The organism is Microcoleus sp. S13_B4 (genome assembly GCF_036700885.1).
In the GTDB taxonomy this organism is placed as follows: Bacteria; Cyanobacteriota; Cyanobacteriia; order Cyanobacteriales; family Microcoleaceae; genus Microcoleus.
In genome coordinates, this window is sequence record NZ_JAUBPU010000003.1 from 126,665 (window position 1) to 153,095 (window position 26,431).

General features: G+C 46.3%; 25 protein-coding genes. 7 read left to right on the plus strand and 18 right to left on the minus strand.

Features of this window, described 5'->3' with window-relative positions; all coding sequences use genetic code 11:
• Positions 1-342 precede the first annotated feature (342 nt).
• Together QT994_RS03280 and QT994_RS03285 are read left to right on the plus strand one after the other, a co-directional pair.
• On the plus strand, positions 343-987 hold the full coding sequence (locus tag QT994_RS03280) for a pentapeptide repeat-containing protein (protein ID WP_333047885.1): 645 nt from the start codon (positions 343-345) through the stop codon (positions 985-987).
• Positions 988-1,247: 260 nt separating this feature from the next.
• Positions 1,248-2,024, plus strand: a complete 777-nt coding sequence (locus QT994_RS03285; protein WP_333171756.1) for a pentapeptide repeat-containing protein — start codon at positions 1,248-1,250, stop codon at positions 2,022-2,024.
• Positions 2,025-2,031: 7 nt separating this feature from the next.
• On the opposite strand, the gene QT994_RS03290 is transcribed toward QT994_RS03285, so the two are convergent.
• The 11 genes from QT994_RS03290 to QT994_RS03340 form a co-directional block, all read right to left on the minus strand.
• The gene (locus tag QT994_RS03290) at positions 2,032-5,037 is read right to left on the minus strand and encodes a GAF domain-containing protein (RefSeq protein WP_333171758.1); all 3,006 of its coding nucleotides are present in this window, start codon (positions 5,035-5,037) and stop codon (positions 2,032-2,034) included.
• Between the two features lie 370 nt (positions 5,038-5,407).
• Positions 5,408-5,860: an NADAR family protein gene (locus QT994_RS03295; protein WP_333171760.1), complete on the minus strand. Its 453-nt coding sequence runs from the start codon at positions 5,858-5,860 to the stop codon at positions 5,408-5,410.
• A gap of 371 nt (positions 5,861-6,231) precedes the next feature.
• Complete coding sequence (locus QT994_RS03300) at positions 6,232-7,326, minus strand: geranylgeranyl reductase family protein (protein ID WP_333171762.1); 1,095 nt, start codon at positions 7,324-7,326, stop codon at positions 6,232-6,234.
• Positions 7,327-7,513: 187 nt separating this feature from the next.
• Positions 7,514-8,062 (minus strand): ribosome recycling factor, encoded by a 549-nt coding sequence (gene frr / locus QT994_RS03305; protein WP_333047890.1) that lies wholly within the window; start codon positions 8,060-8,062, stop codon positions 7,514-7,516.
• Positions 8,049-8,777 (minus strand): UMP kinase, encoded by a 729-nt coding sequence (gene pyrH, locus QT994_RS03310; RefSeq protein WP_071884014.1) that lies wholly within the window; start codon positions 8,775-8,777, stop codon positions 8,049-8,051. Before pyrH ends, frr begins: the two co-directional genes overlap by 14 nt.
• 152 nt (positions 8,778-8,929) lie before the next feature.
• Positions 8,930-9,328, minus strand: a complete 399-nt coding sequence (gene msrB / locus QT994_RS03315) for a peptide-methionine (R)-S-oxide reductase MsrB (RefSeq protein ID WP_333171764.1) — start codon at positions 9,326-9,328, stop codon at positions 8,930-8,932.
• Between the two features lie 90 nt (positions 9,329-9,418).
• Positions 9,419-11,239: a molybdate ABC transporter permease subunit gene (gene modB, locus QT994_RS03320; protein WP_333171766.1), complete on the minus strand. Its 1,821-nt coding sequence runs from the start codon at positions 11,237-11,239 to the stop codon at positions 9,419-9,421.
• A 70-nt stretch (positions 11,240-11,309) separates the two neighbouring features.
• Positions 11,310-12,110, minus strand: a complete 801-nt coding sequence (modA, locus tag QT994_RS03325; protein WP_333171768.1) for a molybdate ABC transporter substrate-binding protein — start codon at positions 12,108-12,110, stop codon at positions 11,310-11,312.
• A 214-nt stretch (positions 12,111-12,324) separates the two neighbouring features.
• Positions 12,325-12,882 (minus strand): thioredoxin family protein, encoded by a 558-nt coding sequence (locus tag QT994_RS03330; protein ID WP_333047895.1) that lies wholly within the window; start codon positions 12,880-12,882, stop codon positions 12,325-12,327.
• Positions 12,883-13,015: 133 nt separating this feature from the next.
• Positions 13,016-13,945, minus strand: a complete 930-nt coding sequence (gene speB, locus QT994_RS03335) for an agmatinase (RefSeq protein WP_333171770.1) — start codon at positions 13,943-13,945, stop codon at positions 13,016-13,018.
• Between the two features lie 227 nt (positions 13,946-14,172).
• Positions 14,173-15,345, minus strand: a complete 1,173-nt coding sequence (locus QT994_RS03340; protein WP_333171932.1) for an RNA-guided endonuclease TnpB family protein — start codon at positions 15,343-15,345, stop codon at positions 14,173-14,175.
• Between the two features lie 166 nt (positions 15,346-15,511).
• Here QT994_RS03340 and QT994_RS03345 point away from each other — a divergent pair, with 166 nt between their 5' ends.
• A complete protein-coding gene (locus tag QT994_RS03345; RefSeq protein ID WP_333171772.1) occupies positions 15,512-16,426 on the plus strand; it encodes an alpha/beta fold hydrolase in 915 nt (304 codons plus the stop codon).
• A 143-nt stretch (positions 16,427-16,569) separates the two neighbouring features.
• Here QT994_RS03345 and QT994_RS03350 read toward each other — a convergent pair whose 3' ends face one another.
• Positions 16,570-17,982 carry a M10 family metallopeptidase C-terminal domain-containing protein gene (locus QT994_RS03350; protein ID WP_333171774.1) on the minus strand — a complete coding sequence of 471 codons (1,413 nt, stop codon included), beginning with the start codon at positions 17,980-17,982 and terminating at the stop codon, positions 16,570-16,572.
• Positions 17,983-18,140: 158 nt separating this feature from the next.
• Entirely contained in the window at positions 18,141-18,551 is a 411-nt protein-coding gene (locus QT994_RS03355; RefSeq protein WP_333047899.1) for a hypothetical protein, read from the minus strand.
• 143 nt (positions 18,552-18,694) lie between these two features.
• Here QT994_RS03355 and QT994_RS03360 point away from each other — a divergent pair, with 143 nt between their 5' ends.
• From QT994_RS03360 to QT994_RS27740, 3 genes are read left to right on the plus strand one after another with little or no spacing between them, the layout of a single operon-like run.
• Complete coding sequence (locus QT994_RS03360) at positions 18,695-19,378, plus strand: response regulator transcription factor (RefSeq protein ID WP_333129530.1); 684 nt, start codon at positions 18,695-18,697, stop codon at positions 19,376-19,378.
• A complete protein-coding gene (locus QT994_RS03365; RefSeq protein WP_333171776.1) occupies positions 19,375-20,928 on the plus strand; it encodes an ATP-binding protein in 1,554 nt (517 codons plus the stop codon). Before QT994_RS03360 ends, QT994_RS03365 begins: the two co-directional genes overlap by 4 nt.
• Positions 20,929-20,967: 39 nt before the next feature.
• Positions 20,968-21,105, plus strand: coding sequence for an adenylate/guanylate cyclase domain-containing protein (locus tag QT994_RS27740; RefSeq protein ID WP_445243866.1), 138 nt, complete (start codon positions 20,968-20,970; stop codon positions 21,103-21,105).
• 14 nt (positions 21,106-21,119) lie between these two features.
• Here QT994_RS27740 and QT994_RS03370 read toward each other — a convergent pair whose 3' ends face one another.
• The 3 genes from QT994_RS03370 to QT994_RS03380 all read right to left on the minus strand — a co-directional run bounded on the left by QT994_RS03370 (position 21,120) and on the right by QT994_RS03380 (position 23,664).
• Positions 21,120-21,548 (minus strand): DUF202 domain-containing protein, encoded by a 429-nt coding sequence (locus QT994_RS03370; protein ID WP_333171778.1) that lies wholly within the window; start codon positions 21,546-21,548, stop codon positions 21,120-21,122.
• A 220-nt stretch (positions 21,549-21,768) separates the two neighbouring features.
• Complete coding sequence (locus tag QT994_RS03375) at positions 21,769-23,184, minus strand: LCP family protein (protein WP_333171779.1); 1,416 nt, start codon at positions 23,182-23,184, stop codon at positions 21,769-21,771.
• Between the two features lie 105 nt (positions 23,185-23,289).
• On the minus strand, positions 23,290-23,664 hold the full coding sequence (locus QT994_RS03380; protein ID WP_015179569.1) for a hypothetical protein: 375 nt from the start codon (positions 23,662-23,664) through the stop codon (positions 23,290-23,292).
• 244 nt (positions 23,665-23,908) lie between these two features.
• On the opposite strand from QT994_RS03380, the gene rpe reads away from it, so the two are divergent.
• Positions 23,909-24,610, plus strand: a complete 702-nt coding sequence (gene rpe, locus QT994_RS03385) for a ribulose-phosphate 3-epimerase (protein WP_006632078.1) — start codon at positions 23,909-23,911, stop codon at positions 24,608-24,610.
• 96 nt (positions 24,611-24,706) lie between these two features.
• Here rpe and QT994_RS03390 read toward each other — a convergent pair whose 3' ends face one another.
• Positions 24,707-25,489, minus strand: coding sequence for a thioredoxin domain-containing protein (locus QT994_RS03390; RefSeq protein WP_333049406.1), 783 nt, complete (start codon positions 25,487-25,489; stop codon positions 24,707-24,709).
• Positions 25,490-25,915: 426 nt separating this feature from the next.
• Positions 25,916-26,428: a hypothetical protein gene (locus tag QT994_RS03395; RefSeq protein ID WP_333171781.1), complete on the minus strand. Its 513-nt coding sequence runs from the start codon at positions 26,426-26,428 to the stop codon at positions 25,916-25,918.
• Positions 26,429-26,431: the final 3 nt, after the last annotated feature.

The window sequence follows — 26,431 nt, forward strand, 5'->3', positions numbered from 1 at the left end:
TCTTAGTGATCTAAATCACATATGTACTCAGTAAGCTCAACTAGCCACAAAAAGTTATGGGTTCGATTGATCGGAGTTTCCACGTAGAATCTTTGGGATTTAGTTAGGAAGTGCGATCCAACTTGTTGTTAAAATTTTAAAATATTAATTTTTCACCAAAGTGAAAATAGAATGCAGCTTTGTCCTTCACCCTCACCAAACCATCTAATTTCTACTCAAACCTTGCCGATTGAGGGAAGTTTGAGGCTGGGTGTGAATATTTCAGAATCTAAAATTGCAGAACATCCGGTGCAACCAGCGTGCTGACAGTATTCTTCATTTAAAAGGTGTAGAGAAGCCACAATGAACGTTGACGAACTGCTCAAGCTATACGCAATAGGAGAAAGAAATTTTAGCGGGGTCTACCTGCACGAGGTCTACCTCTACGAAGCAGAATTGATTGGAGCCAATCTGTATGAAGCCGACCTGATTGGAGCCAATCTCAGCAAAGCGAAACTCAACAGAGTCAACTTTGGCAAAGCCAATTTGTGCAAGATTAATTTGAGCAAAGCAGATTTAGGTGGAGCCGACCTTACAGCAGCACTTTTAGTTGAAGCTAACCTGCATCGAGCTGAGTTGATGGGAGCGAACCTCAGCAAAGCAGACTTGAGCGGAGCTTCTCTGATCCAAGCAACTTTAATTGGAGCCAACTTATCTCGGGCAACACTCAGCCGTGCAGACTTGCACGGAGTAAATCTTTACGGAGTAAACTTGCGTAGGGCGGTGCTCACAGAATGCGATTTAATTGGCGCAAACTTGAGCAAAGTAGACCTTAGCGGAGCAGACTTAATGGGGGCGAGTCTAATTAGGGCAGACTTGACTGACGCGATTTTAAGTGCGTCAGACTTAAGCGGAGCAAACCTGTTGGGAGCAAACCTTACAAAAGTTAACCTGAGCGGAGTATATCTTAAGGGTACAACGATGCCCGACGGCACGATTCACGACTAATTTATTTGTTAATTTTTATGGTTGCCGAGAACAGCGGCTAAAGGGTAATGAGGTTTTCATTACCCTAATTTATTGGCAGCGAAGTGTTTATTTGACACTCAGGTAAGGCGGATAACTTCAATTTAGGGTGCTGATGGCGCCCAGAACTCCTACATACAGCAAGTCAAAAGATTTGTTGGGTGAACTTGTGTTATGGTGATTTTCAATTGCTTGGATAAAAGCTATTTTAGATTTAATATTTTGGATTTTGGACGGTTAAAATGAAACTCAGAATCCTCGCTGCTGTAACGCTGCTGAGCGCGATCGCCCCGATCGCTCCTGCATCTGCCGAGAACATCCAACACACGCAACAATTACTAGCCACCCGAGAGTGTCCCAACTGCGACCTCAGCAGTGCGGGCTTGGTTTTAGCCAACTTAACCGGAGCCAATCTCAAAGGTGCTGACTTGAGGTTGGCTAACCTCAGTCGAGCCAACCTCACCGGGGCTGACCTCAGCGGTGCCAACCTCAGCGGCACTAGCCTGTTTGGCGTCAACCTGACAGGGGCCAACCTCACGGGTGCCAACCTCAGCGGTGCTGACTTGAGAAGTGCCTATCTCAGCGACGCCAATTTGCTCAACGCCAATTTAACTAACGCGCAACTGCTCGGAGTTAGAGGAATGCCAACCAATATCGGCACCGCTGAAGACTTCTACCGGTTGGGAGTGCTGGAAGCTCAAGCAGGAAACTACAGAAACGCCATTGATTATTACAATCAAGCGCTGAATCTGAAATCGGATTTAGCAGCCGTTTATTTTGCCCGCAGTATGTCTCGCGCTGACTTGGGAGACTTCAGCGGTGCGGCTCAAGACGCGGCCAGAGCAAACCAACTATTTGTCGCTCAAGGAAATCCCCAAGGTCAGGAGTTGTCAAAGCAGTTAGCCGAAGCCATTGTTGCACGTCAAAAGCCTACGGAGCCCCGCACTTCCAGCCGCGGCGACTTTATGAGTCTTCTGGGATCGATCGGTTCTGTGCTGGTGAAGCTAATCTTGCCTTGACGGTTGCCTAATTCAGGGGAATCTCGATCCAGAACTCTGTACCATGACCGGGTACAGAAACACACTTAAGTACGCCTTGGTGTTTCTCAACTACAATTTGGTAACTGATAGACAGTCCTAAACCCGTGCCCCGACCGACGGGTTTAGTAGTAAAAAACGGATTAAAGATGTGAGAAATTAACTCTTTGGGGATGCCGTGACCATTGTCTGCAATGCAAATTCCTACCGTTTTTTCATCGATTAATTGGGTGCGAATCCGAATGCAAGGGGATGGGAAATCAGGAATCAAACACTCGGTGGTGGCCTTTATATCTCCTGACTCGATAGCCAGTTTTTGGGAGGTTAAATGTGTCGCCTCTGCACTTGCCGCCTTAAAGGGAAGATTCATAACTCCGTCTTTTTTTCCCATTTCTAGAGCGTCAAGGGCATTACCGATCAGATTCATAAATACCTGATTGAGCGAGCTGGCATAGCATTCTACTAAGGGCAAATTGCCATATTCTTTAATGATTTCTACGGTGTTGTGATCAGAATTGGCTTTGATCCGGTGCTGCAAAATCAACAGGGTACTGTCGATGCCCTCGTGAATGTTAACGGCTTTTTTCTCGGCTTGATCGCTTCTGGAAAAATTACGCAAAGATACAACTAACTGGCGGATGCGCTCAACTCCGACTGTCATGGAACCCAAAATTTTTGGCAAATCTTCGGCAAGAAATTCGATGTCGATTGCTTCGGAACACTCGTTAATTTGTGGGTTGGGATTGGGGTAGTGCTGGCGGTAGAGTTCCACCAAGCAGAGCAAATCTTTGGTGTATTCGCTGGCGTGGGACAGATTGCCGTAGATAAAGTTAACGGGGTTATTGATTTCGTGGGCGACTCCGGCCAGCAGTTGTCCGAGACTGGACATTTTTTCGGTTTGAATCAGTTGGGCTTGGGTATTGTGCAGTTCTGTGACGGTTTTAGCTAGCTGTTCGGCTTTTAATCGATCGGCAGTTGCTGCATTGAGACTTTCTTGATAAAGTTCTGCTTGGTGAATGGCGATCGCAGCTTGAGCCGCTAAATGTTGCACCAATTCCTGTTCTGCTGTTTGCCAAACTCTTGGCCCCGAACACTCATGGGCAATCAGCAACCCCCACAATTGGGAATCTTTGCCTCTCATGGGCACAATTAAACTTCCTCTCACCTGCAACTCTTCCAAAAAATCGCGGTGACAGGGTGTTAATTCCTCAGTATAAATATCATTAATTGCTCGCACCCGTCCGGCTCGATAAAAGCAGTCTGAGCCTTCGGGAAAGCATCCTTCTGGAGCTGTGATACCTAAAATGGACGGCCACTGGCCGCAAACAGCTTCGACAACTACCTCGCCCTGTTTGTCTGCTGCAAATTGGTAGATTACCGTGCGATCGGTATCCAACAAAACTCTCACTTCTCGCACAATAGTTTGCAGTATGATTTTTAAATCTAAGGTGCTGCAAATCTGGTCTCTAACTCGCGTCAATACTTTGGCAAACTCCAAGGATTGTTGCAATTGGGCCGTGCGTTCTTGAACTTGGCGCTCCAAGTTGGCATTCAGGGTTTGCACTTCTTTATGAAGAACGTACTGCCCAATTGCCGAACAAAATTGGCTGCCTATAGCTAAAGCTTGCTCGATCTCCTCCCACTTCCACTCTGGCGACTGACCTTTTTTTATTTCTCGCCAGATTTCAAAAGATTGTCTGGGAAGGGTTTGTGCAGCGCTGCTGTCAAAGCGCCCAGCCCACATTTTTTCGGTATCAATTTCATTGCGGAAAATGGTCAAACAGCCGACTACTTGTTGTTGGTAGTGGAGGGGAATTACGAGCAAACCCCTAATTTTAGTAGCTTGGAAACCAGGAACTAAAACTCTAAATAGAGGTTCTTTGTATAAGTCTGTAATTATCCAAACTGGGAATTGAGAATTATTAAGAATTGGGAATGTGGGAATTTCTTTGGTATTTTTGAATCCTTTGGTTAGCCATTCCTGCCAGAGGGGATGAGCTTCGATCGCCTTAATTTTTTCCCAGTTCGGAAGTGTCGGTTGTTCTCCTGTGGTGAACAGTTCAAAGGTAGCATCACTGTGAGCCGGGGCGATTGACAATCCTCCTTCAATCTTGGGAGCAGATAACTTCTCACCGTTGATTTTCGGCGGGTTGAGATAGAGTCTGCCGCCGCTGCCACCCAAAGCGGTGACGGTGGCTTCTAAGCCCTCTTGCAGTTGAATGTTGACGTGACCGTACAACAGGGCTGCTATGCGGCTCACGGTGGCTTCCCGGGCGGCTTGAGAGCGGGTTTGCTGCAGGAGGAGTGCGTGGGCTATGGCGCTAGACAATTGATCTGATACGAGCTGAACTACTTCTAAATCTGCTGGTGAAATATTGAGGGGGGTACAGTGGTGAGACACTAAAAGTCCCCACAGTTCGATGTGAATTTTTTGATTATTTCCTGGTTCGTATCGAGTCAGACACGTTGCCGCCTCGCAGATATCTGTTTTGCTGTTTTCCGACGCGATCCTGCGGTGCAAAATCGGCACGACTAAGGAAGATTGCACTCCCATTGCCATCAGGTAAGCGGTGTGGCAAGGATCGAGCGCTCGGTAGTGCATCTCTTCCTTTACTAAAGGTTGACCGGTATCTGCCGCATCGAGGGGACTTAGGACGATCGTGCCGGAGTTAACATCTATTATTGTCCGCTGGCGCAAAGTGACATACATCTCCCGGGCGCTCGCGGGAATGTCGTCTGCGGGAAAGTGCAGTCCTTTCAAGGAAGGGAGACAGTTGTTATTAATTGACTCAGCCACAACTTCTCCACTTCCGTCGGCACTAAACCTGTAAATCATAATGCGATCTGTTTTCAAAAAAGACCGCACTTCTCCTACCGTACTGGTTAAAATATCATCTAATTCTAGAGATTGACGGATGCGTTCAGTTATCCGCCGTACCAAAACTTCTCTCTCTAGTTTATAATGTAATGCTTGGGTATTTTCAGTAACTTGCATACATCTCCTTTGGTAATTATATAATGATAATAAGAAGTTTTGATTGGCTGTTGGAGCAATCAAACTCAAATGTATCAGCCTGACTTTTTGACTCAACCGATCTGTACAATTTAGCAGGGGCGCACTCTTGAGAGACGACGGTGTATCGCCTCGGGGACACAGGGGTCAGGAAAATCTGCGATCGCGCCGATTGAATCCTTGCCTTCAACAGACAGAGGGACTTAAGCAAATAATAATTATTATTTTAATGCTCTTATAAATTTCTCGCAATATTAAACTCTTACTATGAAAATTATTTATTGTTAGGATAACTTGACATTTGTTGTATAACTTCATATAATGATAATTAACGAAAGAATTTGAGTTTCTATCAGCGCGCAAAGCGTTGACTAATTTCTTGGCGCACGCTCATCAGAATTTTACCCAAATGATTTTGACCGGTGCGATCGCAGCCACACCCCCAGTAGTAATCCGTTGGCGAATCCTCGACAATCACTCGATCCCCTGTGGCGATGAGAATCGCTTGAATGTCTGTATGAGTGAGAAACTTAGTTAAAACTGCTTCGCGCATAATGGGAATTTTCACCGCTTCCCAATCAGCGCGAATCCGGTGGTTCGGATCGCGACCTAATTTGGCGGCTTCCTGGGGAGTTGCTACAGATCGAATCGCCGCCACTAATCTTTCATCAGCGCTGACAAATTTCTGGGCTTGATAGTAATGTTCCACAGTCAACCAATCTTGACCGTGCAGGCTAATGTCGTGTAGTGAAAAATTAGAAAAGCAGCCGTAAGGCTCCTCTACTTTATAAAAATAAATTATCATTAGATTTGAGATTTTATATTTTACAGGATCTAGGTAGAATGTAATTATTTAAGCTGCCCCTGAAGCGCCTTACCGCGCTCTTAGTAACGTGTCAAACCACTTTTTGCCTCCAGGAGTATTTGAGATTTATCGTATAAGCAGCGCGGGGCTTGTATTAAAAAATCCTCGCATAGACTTTATTTAAAATAGCAGTTACGCTTTTAAACCTAGTTTATTGGAAAACAGGGGGTTGGGCAAGGAAAAATCTAGGAATCACCTGGCTTTATGAGGAATAATGGGTAATTCCTATTTTTAAATTAACGATTAAGAATTGGAAATGAAGAAGAAGCAATGGGGATTTAACAATATGCGTTATTCCCTCGGACTTCCTTCTAAAACGGCATCAGCTTGTTAAAAGCGCGGTTAGCGATATCGGCATAACGCAGTTCCCCACACAAAACTTTGCTCATCAACTGAGTAGTCATCGGCAATTTGACGCCCGCTCTATAAGCAGCTCCTGTAAACTGATAGAATGCCCTAGCCAAGCGCTCGGCCCAAACCATATCAGTTCCCCATTCTTGGGCGATCGATTGAGTGTACTGCTCTAGGGCGTCGTCGGCACCTTCAAGAGCTCGATCGATCGCCTTAGCGGCCTTAAATCCGCTAAATATTGCAGGTCGAATTCCCTCACCGGACAGGGGGTCGGCGAGACAGGCTGCGTCTCCTGCGAGTAGGGCATTTTGCGAGTGCAATTTACGATCGCCATTCCACAGACTCATGGCGTGTTCCCGCACGTTGCTGACACTAACATCCGCACCGCACTTAGTTGCGTAGTCGGCCAAAATTTTCTTGATATCTTTTGGTTTGTCACCCCGCATCGCAGCAATACTCAAAGAGTAGCCGTCAGCTTTGGGAAAGCTCCAGATAAAACCTTTTTTTATAGTACCAAAATCGAAATTGATGGCGTTGCCCTTGATTGAGCGAGTTTCTAAACTTGCGCTCAAACAAAGTTTTTGTTCTTTCAATCCTAGCCACTTAGTCATCGGCCCGCCGGCACCGTCAGCAGCAATCAAATAGCGGCCAGAAACAGGTTCTGAGTTTGTTTTAACTTCCCAAACAGAATTTTTAAACTCAATTCCTTTAACTTGTGTAGAGTGTCTAAGTTCCGCACCAGTTTTTTGAGCTTGTTTAATTAAAAAATCGTCAAATACATCTCGCTGTACCATCCACATTGGCGAACGTATCTCAACTTCCACCGGGTCTCCCATTTTCCAGGTGTAGCTAATTTTGTTAGCTTTCAGAGAAATAGCTGGCGTCAGGTCAAAATCGAGCCATTGGGCGATCGCAGGAGTTACGCCGCCGCCACAAGGTTTATTGCGGGGCAAAGATGCTTTTTCTACTACCAAAACAGAACGTCCCTGCTTTGCCAGGTGATAAGCTGCTGTGCTGCCTGCCGGACCCGCACCGACAATAATGCAATCAAACATTTTGGGTAATGGGTAACTGGTAATGGGTGATTGGTCATGGGGCAGGAGGAATTGGTAAGTTAATGAGTGTTAAATCTTGAGTTTTTAACTCACAACTCACAAATCATTAAGTGTCTGCTCGTTGTTCGCTGCCGGATCTCGGCAATTTCAAAACTATTCCTATTCCCCCTGCCCAATTTCCCATTCCCTAAACAGTCGTGATATCTTTCTCTTTCGCTGCCAGAACTTCTTCTATTTTGGCAACGTACTTGTCCGTCAGCTTTTGAATTTTATCTTGCAAGTCGCGGGATTCATCTTTAGAGATATCGCTGCTTTTTTCCTGCTTGCGAATCGAGTCAACGGCATCGCGGCGGATATTGCGAATTGCAACTTTACCTTCTTCGGCAAACTTCGCGGCCATTTTGACAAATTCTTGGCGTCTGTCGCTCGTCAGGGGCGGAATGTTCAAGCGAATAACTGAACCGTCGTTGTTGGGAACGAGTCCTACATCCGACAGGGAAATCGCTTTTTCGATCGAGGTGAGTGCTGTGCGATCGAACGGTTGAATGTTGATCGTAGTCGCATCCGGCGTGCCGATGTTGGCAAGGGATTTGATCGGAGTTGGAGCTCCGTAATAATCTACCATGACTCGATCGAGGAGGGAGGCGTTGGCGCGTCCCGTCCTAATAGTATTAAAAGACCGTTGAGTAGCCTCAACTGCCTTTTGCATATGATCTTCTGCTTCAGCTAACTTCACAAAAACCTCCGACAAGAGTTCCAATAGATTCTCCCATTACAGCTCGGTAGATGTTGCCCGACACCGAGAGGTCAAATACCATAATAGGAATATTATTTTCTTTGCAAAGGGCGATCGCGGTACTGTCCATCACCCGCAAATCTTGATTCAAGACGTGGGCATAGGTGAGGGTTTGATACCTGCGCGCGTTGGGGTTGAGGTGGGGGTCGGAATCGTAGACCCCATCTACCTTAGTAGCTTTAAAAATCACCTCTGCATCAATTTCAGCCGCCCGCAAAGCGGCTGTAGTATCAGTAGTAAAAAAAGGGTTGCCAGAACCGGCACCAAAAATCACTACTCGTTTTTTTTCTAGGTGGCGAATCGCCCGCCGCCGGATGTAGGGTTCAGCTACTTCTTGCATAGCGATCGCCGATTGCACCCTCGTTGGCACTCCTGCTTGTTCAAGGGCATCCTGCAAAGTGATAGCATTCATCACCGTAGCAATCATGCCCACATAATCAGCCGTTGCCCGATCCATCCCTGCCGAAGCAGCTTTCACCCCGCGAAAAATGTTGCCACCACCGACAACTATCGCGATTTGAATGCCTTGGGACACGACTTTGGCCACTTCCTGGGCGATCGACTGAACGACTACCGGATCGATGCCGTAGCCCAAGCTGCCCATCAGCGCTTCACCGCTGAGCTTCAGCAAAACTCGCTGATATACCATCCCCATGCCGCCACTATTTTTTTACTCTTTTTGCCTCCACCATAAGATAGCAGTACGGGTGCATTTTGAACATCAATTGTCTGGAACAGGCTTTTGAGCTTGTTCCAGAACAATTTTTCTGAGAACCGTTGATTGCTGAGTGTTGGCTGTGGACTGAATTAATCCTTGGGGACGAAATTAAGAGCAGCAGAATTCATGCAGTAACGCTGACCGGTAGGTTTCGGCCCGTCGTTAAATACGTGACCGAGATGAGCGTCGCAAACAGCGCACAGTACCTCTGTTCGGCGCATGAACAAGGTGTTATCCGACTCGCACTTGACATTTTCTTCGCTAACTGGAGCGTAGAAACTCGGCCAACCGGTACCGGAATCGAACTTTGTTTCTGATTTAAATAGCTCCGTACCGCAGCAAATGCAATTATAAATTCCGGGCTTTTTGTTGTCGTGATACTCGCCGCTAAAAGCTCTTTCTGTTCCCTTTTTACGGGCGACTTTAAACTGTTCTGGCGTTAGTTGCTGTTGCCATTCTGCGTCGGTTTTTTGAATTTTTTCAGTCATGATTTGATGTTTAGTTAAGAGGTATTTAGCTGTTGAGTGTTGACGGTTAACTGTTGAGTGTTGACGGTTAACTGTATATTCCTAGTTAACTCAGGCTTCCATTAATATTAACCTAATTGGCTCCAAATGAACATACCAGGGAAAAGAATTGTCCTTAATAGCCCTCCACTTTTCCTTGAAAACTTCGGCTTGCAAGTGATAATCTTGGGAATCATTGGGAGGCGAGTGCAATTTGAGATATAATGTCACCCGGTGCGGAGTTTCCACAGTCGAAGCGATCCAACAAGCAAAAGTATTTTCACGATCGCACCCGCTAACAAAAGTCAGTTGATGAGCCCGAATTCCCACAAAAACTAGAGATTTGGGAATTGGTTCAACTACAGTCAGAGTACAGCCCCAGTCGATCGCCTCGACGAGTGTTTCTGCGATCGGTTTAGCTGCACAGAAGTTCTTACAGCCCGTCAACTGGGCGACAGTGAAGTTGCCAGGGCGATCGAAAATGTTCTCTTTGGTATCAAAGGCGATCGGCCTTCCCTCGGCCAATACCAACAGATTTTTGCACACCCGGTAAATTTCCTCTAAATTGTGGCTGACAAACAAAGTAATGCCCCGATAATTAGCCAGAGTCTGCATTAACTCCCGTTCGAGTTGACTGCGTAAGTGAGTATCTAAAGCAGAAAACGGTTCGTCTAACAGCAGCAATTCTGGAGAAGGGGCGATCGCCCTCGCCAAAGCCACCCGCTGCTGTTGGCCCCCCGAAAGTTCGTGCGGGTAGCGGTTTTCCAGTCCCGACATTTGCACCGCAATTAGTTGTTCTTTTACTCGAAGTTTTTGCTCGCTTTCAGATAAATGCTGCAAGCCAAAGGCAATATTTTGAGCCACAGTCAAGTGAGGAAATAAAGCATAGTTTTGAAACAAAAAACCGATGCGGCGGTCTTTAGAAGCTACATTAATGCCCTGTGCTGAGTCAAATAAAATCCTGCCATTGACTGAAATTTGACCGCTCCTTGGAGTTTCTAAACCAGCGATACAGCGCAGAGTCATGCTTTTGCCGGAACCCGACGCGCCCAAAATTCCCAGCACTTCCGGGCCAATATCGAAACCGACATCCAAGGCCAAACTAGAGAGAGGTTTAAAAATGCTTAAATAAAGTCCGCTTTTCGGTTGTTGTTTTTGAGATTGGGTGGTAAAACTAGACGCGAATTTAGGAAGATTTGATTGCAGTCTTTGGCTCGAATTCGGTTGGGGCGATTTCCTTTGTAAATCAGTCCAAAAATTAACAGCAGTTAGCACGCTCAAAGAAAGACTAAGAATAATCAAAACCCAAATAGCAGCTTGCCTCATATCCCCTGCTTCCACAGCAAAATAAATTGCCATCGGGATAGTTTGAGTTTGTCCGGGAATATTCCCCGCTAACATCAACGTCGCGCCGAATTCACCCAAAGCGCGAGCAAAGGCGAGAATAGTTCCTGCTAAAATTCCCGGCCATGCTAGCGGCAACATAATCCGCCAAAAAACTTGCCACTCCGATGCTCCCAAAGTGCGGGCTGCGTTGAGAAGATTGGCATCAATTTGCTCAAAAGCTGCCAAAGCAGTTTTGTACATGAGGGGAAATGATACAACTGTGGCAGTAATGGCGGCGGCTTGCCAAGTGAAAATTATAGTTAAGTCGAATTGTAGCAAAAATTGCCCGATCGCCCCATTTCTCCCAAACAGCAGCAGCAGCAAAAATCCGACTACTGTCGGCGGCAAAACTAAGGGAGAAATGAAAATCCCTTCAATCAAAGCTTTACCTCGGATGCGAGTTGAAAGCATCCACCGGGCGGCGGCTATTCCCAGGAAAAAGGTGATAAATGTCGCAATAGCGGAGGATTTTAGAGATATCCAAAGCGGAGAAATATCAAATTCCATTTATAAATAAATCCGCGTTAATCAGCGCTTATCTGCTTTCATCAGCGGTAAAAAATCTATCATTAGTTAGTTATCGACCTATCCCAAATCCGTATTTCTGAAATACTATTTTAGCCCGATCGCCCGCCAAAAAGTCAACAAACGCTTTCGCAACAGCCGGATTGCGGCTGTTTCTAATAACTGCCAGCGGATAAACAATGGGCGAGTGCAAATTTTCAGCAGCCGTTAGTCGCACAGTTACTTTGTCCGATGCTTTGGCATCAGTCGTGTAAACTATACCAGCATCAACGTTACCGCTTTCGACAAATGTCAGCACTTGGCGGACGTTATTTCCTAGCACTAACTTTGGCTGGAGTTGCTGCCACAATCCAAGTTTATTTAGCATTTCCTGAGCATATTGACCCACAGGTACGCTTTTCGGTTCGCCGATCGCAATTTTCTTTATTCTGGCATCTGTCAACTCTTTAAAATCGCTCGAAGCAACGCCATTTTTAGGAGTAATCAAAACCAGACGATTTGTTAGCAAATTGCGGCGCGTGTCGTTAATTAACAGGTTAGATTGCTGCAAATCGTTCATTTGTTTTGTAGCGGCGCTGAGAAATACATCTACTGGCGCTCCTTGCTGAATTTGCTGTGCCAGAGCGCCGGAAGCACCGAAATTATAAGTAATCTTAACTTTGGGATTGCTGGTCTGATAAACTGTTTTGAGTTCTTGTAAAGCTTGTGAGAGGCTGATAGCGGCGGATACTGTTAAGGAGGTTTGCTGCTGTGCTATGACTGGAGGAATGCTTTTAAACAAGTTCCAAGTAATTAGTAGTGTCATTGCTACGACGGCTACTACAATGAAGTTAAGGATGCGTTTTGTTTTCATAGGGCTATGTTCTAATTTTTCATAGGGCGATCGAGAAATCTAGCTTACAGCAGCTTCCGATCAATGGTGCATTAGAACTAGACTTTTCGTGTAAATTGAGAATGTAAAACCGGACGCACCCTACCATAATGAAGTAGGGTGCGTCAGCTACTATTATTTTCGATACAAACCAACAATCTCACAACAGAGGCACCTTTCAACTAATGACTAATGACTACGATCGCCATTTGATAGAACAGCCGATCGCCTCTGTAGTGGAAGGCTCAACGGGTTGAGTGTTGAGCAATTGGTCGATCGCACTCCGCAGATAAGACACCCCCACCGCCCCCGGATCGTCAGCGTTGTCGTCAATTAAACCTTTGTAGCGCAATCTGCCATCTTGGTCTAATAAAAAAACCTCCGGCGTTTTAGAAGCCCCAAAACTTTCAGCCACATCTTGAGCAACATCTCGGATGTAGGGAAAATTGAGCTGATTGTCAGCCGCAAAAGTTTTCATACTCTCAAAACTATCTTCAGGATATTGATTTGCATCATTAGCATTAATCCCGATTAAAGTAACATCTCGATCTTGAAACTCTGCTTGAATTTCTTTCAGGCGATTTAGATACAACTTCACGTAAGGACAGTGATTGCACATAAATATCACCCCTATAGCTCGATATTTTTCTAAATAGCGAGCTAAATGGTGAACTTCTTCGTCAACTCCCGGCAATTCAAAATCGGGAGCGTAGCCGTTAATGGGAGTACCCGGTGTATCGATTAGTAAACTCATGTTTTCAGGAGGTGAAGAGCAGTATTTGCCAGCATGAAAGATGAAACTGTCAGCACGAATAAAATTGGCTGTTGTTTGGCTTTAGCTTAATTCTAGCCTTGCCAACAGCCTATTGTGATTCGTACTTCGCGATTTATTCCTCGTCTGGCTTTAGCCAACCTTGAGCCAGAGCTTGGTATCCAATAAGTTTGTATGCTAATTTGGCGGCGGTAAATTCTGAGACTACAGAATCTACAAGAGGTGCTAATTCCATAATGTCACACCCGATTACTTCGTAGGACTCGAAGATGCGGCGCAAAAATCCGGTGAGGGAATACCAATTTAACCCGCCCGGTTCGGGTGTTCCCACCCCTGGAATTAAAGTCGGATCGATGCCGTCTAAGTCGATCGTCAAAAATACTCGCTTAGTTGTTATGCTGCCAATTGCCCGATCGGCCCAATCCGGTTGAGTAGCGATTTCCCTAGCTCGAATCACGTTTAGCTGTTTTGCTTTAATTAAGTCTGCTTCTTCTTTGCAGATAGCGCGAATCCCGATTTGCAGTGTCGGTAAGCCCATATCTACAATACGTCGCATCACGCAGGCGTGGTTGTGAATCGAGCCTTCGTACTCGTGCCGCAAGTCGCCGTGGGCGTCGATTTGCACAACTGTGAAAGGTTCGTTTGGGTATGCTTGGCGATAACCTTCAACAACGCCGGCAGTGATGCTGTGTTCGCCTCCGAGGGAGATGACAAATTTATTTTCGGTAACTAGCTGATGCACTGCGGCTTGGGTGACTTGCAGCATTTCTGAGGATGAAACCCGTTGGCTGTTGCGCGTATCGGCGATCGGCTCTTTTGTATAAATTCCGACATCGTAGCAAACTTCGGAATCTAGTTCTTCGTCGTAGCACTCGAGTTGATGAGAAGCTTCTAGAAGTTTAGCGGGCCCGTTTTCGCACCCCCGGCGGTAGGTGGTTGTTGCCTCGTAGGGAATTGGTAAGATTACTACTTTGGCTGTGTCGTAGTCGGGTACAATTTCGGAACCGAGAAACGGCACGACGGAAGTTGGGGCGATCGTTGGCATAGGGGAAATTTCAATAAAGCAAAGAAGTCAGCATCTTTAATCCTGACATAATATCGGCTCTAACTGCAAAGTCAGAAGGAAGAGGAATTAACTGCAGAGGGCGCAGAGGGCGCAGAGGGAGGAGGGAAGAGGGTTTGGGATTTATGTCCTAGCGGTTGCCTCGAATTGCGATACGGTTTGTAGTATTGACATCCACCCCGACTTAAAAGTACGGGGATTCCCAATCGTCACCGATTAGGTTTCTGCTTCGTAGCACCTGCCTTCCGAGATTTACTCTCTTGGGGTCTTATGGTTGCTCCACAGACTGACACGGCTAGCCCAGCCGCCAAAATATTTTTTGCTGCATTGATATCGCGGTCATGCTTTGTCCCGCACTTAGGACATTTCCATTCCCGAATATTCAACAGCAATTTATCTACAATTTGACCGCAGTTTCCACAACGTTTAGAACTAGGAAACCAGCGGTCTATTTTTAGAATATCTCGCCCGTACCACTGACACTTGTAACTTAGTTGGCGAATTAACTCACCCCAACTAGCGTCGCTGATAGCAATAGCTAATTTATGGTTCTTCACCATATTCTTAATAGCCAAATCCTCAACTACAATCGTTTGGTTTTCACGAACCAGTTGAGTCGTTAGCTTGTGCAGGAAATCTTTACGCACATCAGCTATCTGTGCGTGGACTTTAGCCACTTGCACCCGCGCTTTTCCTCGATTATTGCTTCCTTTCTGTTTACGAGCTAAAGCTTTTTGCTTCCTTTTTAACTTCTTGCGAAGCTTCTTGAAATGCTTGGGATTGACAATCTTGTTGCCGTCGCTAGTGGCAATCAGACTGCTGATTCCCACATCCAAACCTATAGTTTTATCTATTTTTGGAAGCGGTTTAATCGTGTAGTCGTCTACAACTATGGAGACATACCAGCGCCCAGCGGGTGTTAACTTTACCGTAATAGTAGACGGGATACAGCCTACGGGAATTTGTTTGCTCCAGCGAATAGGTAGCGGCTCATTACACTTAGCCAGAAATACCTGTCCGTTTTTCCAACGGAAAGCGGACTTGGTAAATTCAGCGCTACCGCCGTTGTGCTTTTTCTTGAAATTAGGATATTTAGCTCGTCCCCCAAAGAAATTGGTAAAAGCTGTTTGAAGGTGTCTGAGCCCCTGCTGAAGAGGTACGCAACTAACTTCGTTCAGGAAATCAAGCTCCTCCTCTTTCTTCCAATTGGTCAGCATTGAGGAAGTTTCTCTGTAGCCAACTCTCTCTTGACGCTCGTACCAAGATTCTGTACGAAAAGCTAAAGCCTTGTTGTACACTAGCCGCGCACAACCCATTGTCCGTCGCAAGAGATTTTCTTGCTCGGCGGTGGGATAGAAGCGATAGCGGTAGGCTTTTTCCATCATCACACTCTAACACGTCTTCTGTGATATGGTTGATCTTTCTTGTCTTGTGTCTTTTTGTAAAGCCGTCCTATAAGGACGGGGTTTCCACCCATTTTTTTTGATGACTTGAGTTCTTTGCAGCCTTGCATTCATCTAAAATCTAAAATCTAAAATCTAGAATCGTATGACATCTTCTATTCCCACTTTGTCAACTGCTGTTGTCCCTCAAACTTGGCTGTGGAAAGGCTTTCCGATTTGCTACCAAACTGCGGGAACGCAGGGGCCTGCGGTGGTGTTTGTCCACGGTTTCGGTGCGTCTTGGGGCCACTGGCGCAAGAATTTGCCGGCGCTGGCTGCTGATTGCCGCTGTTATGCGATCGACCTCATCGGTTTTGGCGGTTCTGCTAAACCCGCGCCCAAACTTGAAATTGACTATACTTTTGAAACTTGGGGACAGCTAATTGCTGATTTTTGTCGGGAAGTTGCGGGCGGGTCGGCTTTTCTGGTCGGAAATTCGATCGGCTGCGTGGCAATTATGCAAGCCGCTGTGGATTTTCCCGATATTGCTTCTGGCGTAATTTTACTCAATTGTTCCCTGCGGTTGCTGCACGATCGCAAACGCGCCGAATTGCCTTGGTATCGCAGTTTTGGAGCGCCAATCGCACAAAAAGTTTTAAATGTCAAGTGGATAAGTCAATTATTTTTTAAACAATTAGCAACGCCAAAAACAGTAAAAAAAGTGCTTTTGCAAGCTTATCGCCGTCCTGAAGCTGTCACCGACGAACTGGTAAATATGCTGCTGGAACCTGCCAAAGACAGCGGCGCAGTGGAAGTATTTGTGGCATTTATCAGTTATTCTCAAGGCCCGCTACCGGAGGATTTGTTGCCGCGTTTAAGCTGTCCGGCTTTGATTTTGTGGGGGACAGATGACCCTTGGGAGCCGATCGCATTGGGACGAGAATTGGCTAAGTTTCCGGCTGTTGAAAAGTTTATTCCTTTGGAGGGAGTGGGGCACTGCCCGCAAGACGAAGCGCCGGAACTGGTCAATCCTATTTTACTCGATTGGATTAAAGAGCGATCGGCGTTTGCAGAAAATTAGTGCATTTGCTCCTTTGGTGCTGGAAAAATTAGAGTATTGAACCGCGAAGACGCGAAGGACACGAAGGAAGAAGTAGGAAGAATAAATTAGGACACGGCACTTCCGTGTCCTCGGTATCATAAGGAGTGCAGCCGGAATTGATATTACACAAATAGGAAACTATCAGGAGTAAAGCCGCCTTGAATTACAGCAATTTGGTCAGATGTACCAGCCAAATTGATGGAGTTACCAACAATATTGTAGTCAGAGAGACTCCCACGTAACTGAATGCGATCGATTCCCTGCTGAAAATCTTGAATCGATGCAAATCCTGTTCCACTATAGTATGTCTTGGTGGCATCACCGAGAACAAAAATATCTCTACCCCGACCACCAATCAGCACATCGGTTTCATTGCTTCCCGGTGTAGCACTTGATGGATTGACTCCAATCAGGGTATCATTGCCGCGCAAACCAGAGAGTGTATCGTTACCATCTCCTCCTACTAAAGAATTGTTTTGGATATTTCCGGTAAGGACATCTACATTCGGAGTTCCTGTGACATTAACGAAATTTTCTACAGTAAAATTCAGAGTGCCAATACCGGGTAAATTGTTAACCGCCAAACGATTCTGCGACAAATCCACATTAATAGAAGCTGTGCCGCTACCTGTAGAAGCATCGATGGTATTACTCTGTCCTAAAGGAGCAATTATTTGTTCTATATTTTGCAGGGTATCTGTACCTGCTGCGCCTTTATCTACAATACCTTTAGCCTCAATGGTAATGCCGCTGCCCAGCGAAAGATAGCTAATTGTATCTGTGCCTGCTCCTCCAGTTATCGTATCTGTGCCACTACTGCCTAGGATAAAGTTATCTAAACTATCTCCGGTAATATTGTCGTTTCCTGCTGTGGTGCTAATACTGTTAGCTGGGGGAGGGGGTGGAGTTGGGTTTTGGGGAGGTAAAGCAGAATTCGTAAGTTGTGCGCCCTGGTTTTGAGGAGGAGGATTGCCACCGGGTGCGCCTTGATTTTGGGGAGGAATATTGCCGATTCCCCCCTGGTTTTGAGGAGGAATATTGCCGATTCCCCCCTGGTTTTGAGGAGGAGTATTGCCAATTTCGCCCTGGTTTTGGGGAGGTTGGTTGCCCGCTGCGCCTTGATTTTGAGGGGGATTGCCCGATGCGCCTTGGTTTTCGGGAGGATTGGCAGGTGCGCCTTGATTTTGGGGAGGTTGGTTGCCCGCTGCGCCTTGGTTTTGAGGAGGTTGATTGCCCAGTGCGCCTTGATTTTGGGGAGGTTGGTTGCCCGCTGCGCCTTGATTTTGGGGAGGTTGATTGCCCGCTGCGCCTTGGTTTTGAGGAGGTTGATTGCCCAGTGCGCCTTGATTTTGGGGAGGTTGGTTGCCCGGTGCGCCTTGGTTTTGGGGAGGTTGGTTGCCCGCTGCGCCTTGATTTTGGGGAGGTGGATTGCCCGGTGCGCCTTGATTTTGAGGAGGTTGGTTGCCCGGTGCGCCTTGATTTTGGGGAGGTTGGTTGCCGGGTGCATTGATTGAATTAGGAAATAGTGCTGGCATGATGTAATTACCTGGATTAGTTTTCTAAGTTTGAATCTGTTGTCAGGCTAAAGAAATGAATTCTCAATCTGCCTTTGATTTAGTCTCTTCACTCATTAAGTTGCTTGAATATGACATTTATCCCTGTCCTAGGATTACAGTTTTGTAATGTGGATAAATTAGCGTTTTTCCGAATTTTGAGGTACATTACGATCGCCCGGTGGACGCGGTGGAATGCCAAGAATTTTAATCAACTCTGCTTCGGTGACTCCCAACTTTTTCGCTGCACCGGGAATATCTAAACGAGGAGGGGGCGGTGGGCTGGGCGGGCGATTATTTTCACTTGGTGGTTCCGGCGGTTTGGCGGGTAGGCCCAAAGCTTCGATTAACTCGGCTTCGCTGACTCCTAATTGTTTGGCAGCAGCAGCAAAATCTATACGGGGCGGATGTCTGCGCTCTTGATTCGGTTCGGGCTGGCTCTGGGCTAGTACAGTATTAGAATTAGTTGTAGTTTGATGGGGAAAAGTCAAGCTGCTAAATCCCAGCAGCAAGGCTGTAGCAGGTAATGCCAGTAGTGAAGTAATTTTCATGATAGTTACGATCGCCAATCCAAAAATGTTTATAACTACATCAAATTCCCAAAACATTACCTGCAACAGTGCGGATGGATTACAGTTTTGTAATTTAAGTAAATCCCTGATGGCCGTATAATCACAACCGAATAGGTAAATCTATGAATGTTCTATACGTTGAAGATGAAGAAAAAATCGCCAATTTTGTTTGTATGGGCTTGAAAGAACAAGGTTTTGTGGTCGATTATTGCGATAATGGCAACGATGGCTATGGGCGGGCGATGGATAATGAGTACGATGCGATCGTGCTTGATATTGTTTTGCCGGGAAAAGACGGATTATCTATTCTCAAACATCTGCGAAAGGCTGGACGCAACGTACCCGTGATTTTATTAACTGCTCGCAATGAACTCGACGATCGCATTGAAGGGTTACATCTCGGTGCTGATGACTATTTGGCTAAACCGTTTTTTGTTGAGGAGTTAGTTGCTCGGATTTATGCTGTGGTGCGGCGTGCTTCGGGCGATCGCCAAAATATTCTAAGCGTTGGCCCTGTTAAGCTCGATCGCATTCTCCGAGAAGTTACCTGCGATCGCCATGCGGTAGAACTTACAAGTCGAGAATTTAATCTCTTGGAATATCTGATGCGATCGCCCGGTAGGGTACTCACCCGCACGCAAATCCTCGAACATATCTGGGGTTATGATTTCAACCCAAACACCAATGTAGTAGATGTATGTATTCAACGCATTCGCAAGAAAATTGAACCCATCGGCGGTACAGGATGGGTTGAGAGCGTGCGCGGCGTTGGCTATCGGTTTCGCAAACCAGATTCCCCATCGTGAAATTGCAATCTTTTCGCTTTCGCATTGCTCTATCATCTGCTGTTCTAGCAAGTATTGCTCTAATTGGCTTTAGTATTGTTTCGTGGTGGTTGATTTACGATGCTAAGGTCAAGCGTCTTGATGCTGAAATCAAGAATCAGTTAATCCAATCTACCCGCCCGCAATCGGCCCAATGGGATGTTTATAATGATTCTTTACCCTCAGTTTTGGGCATGAATGATGGGGAAACAACCGTGGCTTTGCTGGTGACTGATAGAGATGGTAATTTGCTGTACCGATCGAGCCAGTGGCAAGATGGAATTGATGCCAATTCACTATGGCGATCGCTGCCTCAACCGCCTCCCGATCCTACCAGAATACCTTTTCAATTAGAACCTCCCCCTCCACCACCTCCACCCTATCCACCACCTCCCGATCGACAACCTCCCGATCGACCCGATTCATTCTTACCCAGAGAAAGAAGACCCCCGCGCGATCGACCTCCTCAATTCGATCGACCTGATTTTCCTAGAGTTTTCAAAGCTAAACTAGCAACCCAGCGTACTAGGATGGCAGTTTGGCGCGTGGGCGCGATTCATTCTCCTCAGACTCAAATAGCGATCGCTGTTAATTTACAAGCGATCGATCGGGAAATGGCATCCATTCGCAATATCTTTCTAATTTCTATTCCTGTAGTGCTTTTACTCGTGGCCAGTGGAGCGTGGGTCATATCGCGGAGTATTCTATATCCAATTGGGCGACTCACGATGGCAATTCGCAATGTCACCGTACAAGGGCTAGATCGGCGCGTTCCTGTCGGCTCAACGGATATAGAGTTTGTAGAATTAATTTTTGTGTTCAATCAGATGTTAGAACGTCTGGAGCGAAGTTTTAAACAAGCTTCTCGTTTTAGTGGAGATGCTGCCCACGAATTAAAGACTCCGCTGGCAATTTTGCAAGGGGAACTAGAACGGGCTTTGCATCAAGTTGAATCAGGTTCTGAGGTGCAGCAAACCCTGAGCAATTTATTGGATGAAGTGCGCCGTTTGAGTGAAATTACCCGTAAACTTCTATTACTTTCCCTAGCCGATGCCGGACGTATGGGTTTACATTTGGTTGAGGTGAATATATCGGCTTTGCTATCGGAAATTGCCGAAGATATGGAACTGCTAGCACCGCATTTAGATGTGCAAATGACCATTGCTCCCAATTTATATATCAAGGGCGATCGCGATTTGCTGGTGCAGGTTGTGCAAAATCTGGTTGGTAATGCGATTAAATATAATTTGCCAGAGGGTTGGCTCAGGTTACAGGCTAACTGTCAGGGAAAAAGAGTAATTGTGAAAATTGTCAATAGTTCTCAGGATATTTCTTTGAGCGAGCGCGATCGCATTTTCGAGAGATTCCATCGCGGTGACTCCACTCAGATCCAAAAAATCGAAGGATCGGGATTGGGACTAAGTTTAGCAAGGGAAATCGCACGGGCCCACGGCGGCGATATTAAACTAGATGCTGCCATACTTGGTCAAACAGGGTTTATACTGAGCTTACCTGTGGGCGATCGCTATTAATGGAATTTGAAAATTTTTAAGTTGCAACAAAGCTCAAACTTGCGATGTGAGCCAGTTTACTTCCACGATCGACCACCTCAATTCGATCGCCTGACCGATTTGCAGCGTTGGGAAAAAATCAAGACAATGGGGGACGCTTATATGGTAGCTGAACGAAGGAATAGGCACTTTAGCTAAGCGATCGGATTAACTTAGAATTGAGAATTTTTAGGAGTTGAAGTGGGAGCTATATTTCCGCGATCGCGCCATAGCAACAACGGAATGCTTAATGTTCCTAAAATCATCACTGTTCCAGTCAGAATCCAAACTAGCACACGATTTGGGCGATAATCACCTCGCTCAATTTGCCAGAAAACTCGATTATAGCGCCACGCTGCTAAGGCAATGACCGCAATTCCCAAAATGACCAGACTCAGCCCTAAAGTTTCTGAGTTGAAGAAGGGAGGGGAGGAAACTTGTTGCTGAGTCACTGTAGCTTGAAATTGACGGAGAAATAAACTAAACCGAGCGATCGCAAACCCAAAACCAATTAAAGCCAGTGAAGTTCGTAACCATGCAAGGAAGGTGCGTTCATTTGCCTGATGTTCGCGCTGTCGGTCTATTTTAGCACCCTTGTTCATCAACCCTACCTTTATAAAATATCTTAAGCTTTCCCTTGTTGATTATTGTTTCACTTGTGATTGCGGAGGGAAGTATCGGTATTGCGATCGTGATTCATCATCACCAAAAAATATAGTATCAGTAAATCGACAAAAAAGCGATCGCCTCCTTCTCTACCCACACAAAAGAAGAGGACACAGCAATGCTGTGTCCCTACAAATACCCCTGTTAAAATCCAGTTTAAAAAGACTTAGCCGCCCCGCCGGACTGAGCCTTTTTCTCCAACCAATCCTTGCCCAATCTGATTGTCACATCTGACTGCAAAGCACCCGTACTCTCAACCAGCACCTCCCCAAAACCCAAAAACTGGCGAATTGCTTGAGCACCTTTAACATCGCCGTCTTGAGCCACTAGAGTTGTTACCTCCAGCGGTTCGGGCCAAGCTTTATAAACCTGAACATTCCGATAACCCGCTTGAGTCAAATTATTGACAAAAGCTTCAACAGCAGCTTGATCTCCGGTACTATCTTGAATCGCCACCTTCAGAAAAGTCGCATCAGCATTCTCAATTGTCCAACTATTCTGGCCGAAGTCAAAATGTTCCGCCACCATAGTTTCGATGCCATATTGGTCTGGCAACCAAAAACTCGCCTTATAATCTTTGGCATCGCTGAACTTGCCGGGAACCATCAACATCTGCACGCTATCGCGATCGGTGTGAGTAGCAAAACCAGCTAAAGCGACCAATTCTTCTATACTCAAATTGGTGTCAAGGTGAGACTGAATCACCGACAAAATCTTCGGCAAGCGAGACAGCAAACCTACATTAACTTCCTGTTCCACAAAAGCCCGCATCAACAATTGCTGGCGCTGCACCCGCCCAATATCGCCCAAATCGTCGTGCCGATAAAGCAAGTATTGCACGATTTGTTGGCCGGTGAGTTTCTGCTTGCCAGCCTTTAAATTTATATATAAATGCTGGCTTTCATCGGTATACTTCATGTCTTTAGGGACATTGATAGTAATGCCACCAAGTGCATCGACCAAGCTTTTTATGCCTTGAATATTGACTGTGACATAGCGGTCAATTCCCACGCCGCCCAAGAGTCCGCTGACTGCCTTCGCTGACGAAGCTGGGCCCCCGTAGTAATTAGCTTCGTTGATTTTCACCTCGCCCCTACCTTCAACATAGGTGCGGGTATCTCGCGGAATGGAAAGCACGCTTAACTTTTTATTTTGAGGGTCAAATCTAACCAACAGCATGGTATCGGTTAACCCCTTGAAAGAGTTCTGCCACACCTCGTATCCCTGCTCCTTATCGGCATGGCCGTCGATGTCTGAACTCAGAACCTTAAGTCCTAAAACTAAAATATTAACTGGGCGAGTCAGCTCCGGCATCTTCATGTTGAGCTTTGCCATGTCGCCTTGAGAAAATACTGCTGCTTCTTCAGGACTCAACTTTTGTTGCTGAAGCGGCGTTGTGGAAAGGGACACGGCTAGCAACGCTCCGGCTGTGGCTGAGAGCATGGCTACTCCAGCCAAACCAAAACCAAAACCCAGCCAGCGGCCTCGATGGGGCTGGGAAGATTTTTTGGGTGAAGGTTGAGCAGTTGATTGTTGGATAGGGTCTTGATTAGGAATTTTTTGAGCTGGCACTGGCTTCCTCACACACAACAAAAATAAAAAAAGATAATGGCAATATGTAGTATCAAGCTGAAGACGCAATCAATCAATACTGTAGGGGCTTAAAAGAACCCTAAATTATGATAAATGTTTGCCCACCACTTGCTCGGCTACGCGGCTAATTCCGGGCAACCATAGCGGTTGACGCTTCCAGAGGCGAACCATCAGTCCCAGAGCAACGATGAAATAGCTGGTTGTTAGCAGGCTACTCATTAATAACATGGGAAGTGTCGGAGATTCCGCAGAAATCGCTCCAGCTTCTAAAAGAATATGTCCTAAGAGCCAACTAAAAGCAAGGGCAATTGCTAAGCGGCTGACGGCTTTGCGTTCGGGGCTGCCCTGACGGCGGTAAAGAGTCCACAGGGCGGGGAAAAAGCCGATGACTGGGATCATTAATACAAACAGACTTGCACGATCGAGTTCAGGATTTTCTAAGGGATCTGTTTTTTTCATAATTCGCTACTCAAAATTTGCAGAAGGTCAGATTTTGCACACAAGTTATTTGTTAGAGGTAAAATTTATATCCTAAACCAAAATTCCGAGACCAGGGCTGGGGCGATCGCAAAACTTGTCTGTCAGAGGCCAAATTTTTCGGCGCTCCCGATCTGGTGATCAAGCGTTGGCAACTTTTCGGCCCGGAGACCCGTATTTTGATAAACTGGATACAGCACAGGAGACAGGAGAACCCACGAAAGCCATGACCCAATCCCAAAAACCGATTGTTATTGCTCCATCCATATTATCAGCCGATTTTAGCCGTCTCGGAGAAGAGATTCAGGCTGTCGATCGAGCTGGGGCTGACTGGATTCACGTAGATGTGATGGACGGTCGCTTTGTTCCTAATATTACTATCGGGCCGCTGATTGTTGAGGCAATTCGCCCCGTTACTACCAAGGTGATCGATGTCCACTTGATGATTGTGGAGCCAGAGAAGTACGTCGAGGACTTCGCTAAGGCTGGTGCGGACATTATTTCGGTTCACGCGGAACACAATGCTTCGCCTCACTTGCACCGCACCCTCGGCCAAATTCGGGAATTGGGCAAAATGGCTGGTGTGGTTCTGAATCCTTCGACGCCGCTGGAGTTGATCGAGTACGTGCTGGAACTTTGCGATTTGGTGCTGATTATGAGCGTCAATCCCGGCTTCGGTGGTCAAAGTTTTATCCCGGCTGTTTTGCCGAAAATTCGCCAGTTGCGTAAAATGTGCGACGACAAGGGCCTCGATCCTTGGATTGAGGTGGATGGCGGTTTGAAGGGGAACAATACTTGGCAGGTTCTGGAAGCGGGCGCAAATGCGATCGTCGCTGGTTCTGCTGTGTTTAAGGCGAATGATTACGCAGCGGCGATCGAGGGTATCCGCCACAGCAAGCGCCCGACTCCTGAGTTGGCTGCGGTTTAATCAAAGATTTTTCGAGTTTTTCTGGTTTTTCTCGTTCCCAGCCCAAGCAGGCTGGGAACGAATTTTTAGACTCAGTTTCCAAGAGTCATGAATTACTTATTTGGAGACAGAGGCGAGAATGCTTTCCATCTCAGAAAGCTCGATCGCCCCGGAGAAAGTTTGGCCGTTCATAATAAAAAATGGAGTGCCTTCAATGCCCAATTGTTGAGCGAGTTGCACGTCTTTCCCAATGGCGGCTTCGGCAGCAGGGCTGTTGCGATCGGTGTTGAATTTATCTAATTTGAGATTGAGCTTTTGGGCGATCGATCCGTACAATGGTTCGCCTAACTCTTTCTGCCCTTCAAACAAAGCGCTGTAATATTCCCAGAATTTGCCCTGCTGCCCAGCAGCCCAAGCTGCTTTAGCTGCTGGCAGCGCTTGAGGGTGAATAGAAGTCAAGGGAAAATGCTTGTAAGCTAAAGTAACTTTGTCCTGGTGTTTTGCCATAAACTGCTTGACAGTATCGTAAGCGCGCGCGCAAAACGGACATTGAAAGTCAGAGAATTCTAAAAGTACAATCTGCTGCGAAGCTGAGCCCGTGCTGGGAGAATCCCCGATCGAAGATTTGGGATTAGTTTTCATCTCCTGCAAAAATGACTGCTGCGCTGCTTTGAGAGACTGCTGCTGCTGTTGCTGGTACGCTTGTACCGACTCTAAAATTGCTTGCGGGTTTTCGCGGATAATCTGCAAGACTTGCTCTTTCAACTTGGGATCGACTGAATTGCCAGCCGCTGACTGGGCGGGGGAACAACCGATAAATACCAGGCAACCTGCCAGGAGTGCAGCAAAGCACAAGGCTTGCTGGCTGCGGAGTTTTCGCCAAATAGTGGATAAGTTCATCTTTTTTTCTGATTCACAGCAACACTTAATCCTACATTTAATTTTGCGGAGTGTCAGGTATACCGCTGTTGACTGCTGTCCAGCTATTTTTAGCTTTGAGCAATAATTAGCCATTGGCCATCGGTAATTCGTAGTCGGTAATTTGCAAGGGGTGTTAATCACCCAAACAACTACCAGTCTCATAATTAAGATTTAGAGCCTAGGGATTTATTATAATATTATGTCCCTTAGAACGACCGCAATTAAAATAGTTTGTAGTGAAGACTAAAGTCCTCGGAATCTTATGAGGACTCAAGTCTTCACTACAAATGGGAGTTGGGTTATTTTACAGAACTAGATATAAAATATAAAAGGACGATCGCCCGGGCGATCGTCCTTTTATTTGCTGCACTTATTATCCGCTTTTAGGTTTCTATGAATCGGAGACTATTTGCGGTTGTTGAGCCATTTAGCTGCAACTATTCCCAAAATACCTGCAACAACTGGATTGCCCAAAAACTTCATCAAACTCGGCTGTTCTGCCAGCACTTCTCGGAAAATATCCGGGTGATTGTGATAGGTAAACGAGGCCAACTTGGTAACATCGTCAGCAGTCATGCGACTGGCGTGATGGGTAGAAAGTCCTAGCTGCTTTTCCAATTGGCGCTCGTCCAATCCTCTCTTGCCCAACTGCTTGAAGAATTCCCGCGCTACATCGTCACGTTCGTTTGGCTTAATTTGGGCGATCGCCTTTTGCAATTCCGGTTCCAACTGAGCCGGCGGTAGGGAGTCGTGATTCAGCGAACGCCCGAATAATTGTTTGCGCTGAGCCGGCGAAGTTCTCTGAGCAAAATCGTCAAAATTTTCGTAATCTTCACCAGTTGTCTCCGGCATCATTTCTCGATCGCCCTGCGCTAAATCGTTCATGATTTGACGCTTGTAATTATCGCTGCTACTCATGGT

What these genes read in the sequence shown, in the direction of transcription:
- QT994_RS03280 (WP_333047885.1), top strand. Translation starts at nt 343, where the DNA reads ATGAACGTTGACGAACTGCTCAAGCTATACGCAATAGGAGAAAGAAAT.
- QT994_RS03285 (WP_333171756.1), top strand. Translation starts at nt 1,248, where the DNA reads ATGAAACTCAGAATCCTCGCTGCTGTAACGCTGCTGAGCGCGATCGCC.
- QT994_RS03290 (WP_333171758.1), bottom strand. Translation starts at nt 5,037, where the DNA reads ATGCAAGTTACTGAAAATACCCAAGCATTACATTATAAACTAGAGAGA.
- QT994_RS03295 (WP_333171760.1), bottom strand. Translation starts at nt 5,860, where the DNA reads ATGATAATTTATTTTTATAAAGTAGAGGAGCCTTACGGCTGCTTTTCT.
- QT994_RS03300 (WP_333171762.1), bottom strand. Translation starts at nt 7,326, where the DNA reads ATGTTTGATTGCATTATTGTCGGTGCGGGTCCGGCAGGCAGCACAGCA.
- pyrH (WP_071884014.1), bottom strand. Translation starts at nt 8,777, where the DNA reads ATGGGGATGGTATATCAGCGAGTTTTGCTGAAGCTCAGCGGTGAAGCG.
- msrB (WP_333171764.1), bottom strand. Translation starts at nt 9,328, where the DNA reads ATGACTGAAAAAATTCAAAAAACCGACGCAGAATGGCAACAGCAACTA.
- modB (WP_333171766.1), bottom strand. Translation starts at nt 11,239, where the DNA reads ATGGAATTTGATATTTCTCCGCTTTGGATATCTCTAAAATCCTCCGCT.
- modA (WP_333171768.1), bottom strand. Translation starts at nt 12,110, where the DNA reads ATGAAAACAAAACGCATCCTTAACTTCATTGTAGTAGCCGTCGTAGCA.
- QT994_RS03330 (WP_333047895.1), bottom strand. Translation starts at nt 12,882, where the DNA reads ATGAGTTTACTAATCGATACACCGGGTACTCCCATTAACGGCTACGCT.
- speB (WP_333171770.1), bottom strand. Translation starts at nt 13,945, where the DNA reads ATGCCAACGATCGCCCCAACTTCCGTCGTGCCGTTTCTCGGTTCCGAA.
- QT994_RS03340 (WP_333171932.1), bottom strand. Translation starts at nt 15,345, where the DNA reads ATGGAAAAAGCCTACCGCTATCGCTTCTATCCCACCGCCGAGCAAGAA.
- QT994_RS03345 (WP_333171772.1), top strand. Translation starts at nt 15,512, where the DNA reads ATGACATCTTCTATTCCCACTTTGTCAACTGCTGTTGTCCCTCAAACT.
- QT994_RS03350 (WP_333171774.1), bottom strand. Translation starts at nt 17,982, where the DNA reads ATGCCAGCACTATTTCCTAATTCAATCAATGCACCCGGCAACCAACCT.
- QT994_RS03355 (WP_333047899.1), bottom strand. Translation starts at nt 18,551, where the DNA reads ATGAAAATTACTTCACTACTGGCATTACCTGCTACAGCCTTGCTGCTG.
- QT994_RS03360 (WP_333129530.1), top strand. Translation starts at nt 18,695, where the DNA reads ATGAATGTTCTATACGTTGAAGATGAAGAAAAAATCGCCAATTTTGTT.
- QT994_RS03370 (WP_333171778.1), bottom strand. Translation starts at nt 21,548, where the DNA reads ATGAACAAGGGTGCTAAAATAGACCGACAGCGCGAACATCAGGCAAAT.
- QT994_RS03380 (WP_015179569.1), bottom strand. Translation starts at nt 23,664, where the DNA reads ATGAAAAAAACAGATCCCTTAGAAAATCCTGAACTCGATCGTGCAAGT.
- rpe (WP_006632078.1), top strand. Translation starts at nt 23,909, where the DNA reads ATGACCCAATCCCAAAAACCGATTGTTATTGCTCCATCCATATTATCA.
- QT994_RS03390 (WP_333049406.1), bottom strand. Translation starts at nt 25,489, where the DNA reads ATGAACTTATCCACTATTTGGCGAAAACTCCGCAGCCAGCAAGCCTTG.
- QT994_RS03395 (WP_333171781.1), bottom strand. Translation starts at nt 26,428, where the DNA reads ATGAGTAGCAGCGATAATTACAAGCGTCAAATCATGAACGATTTAGCG.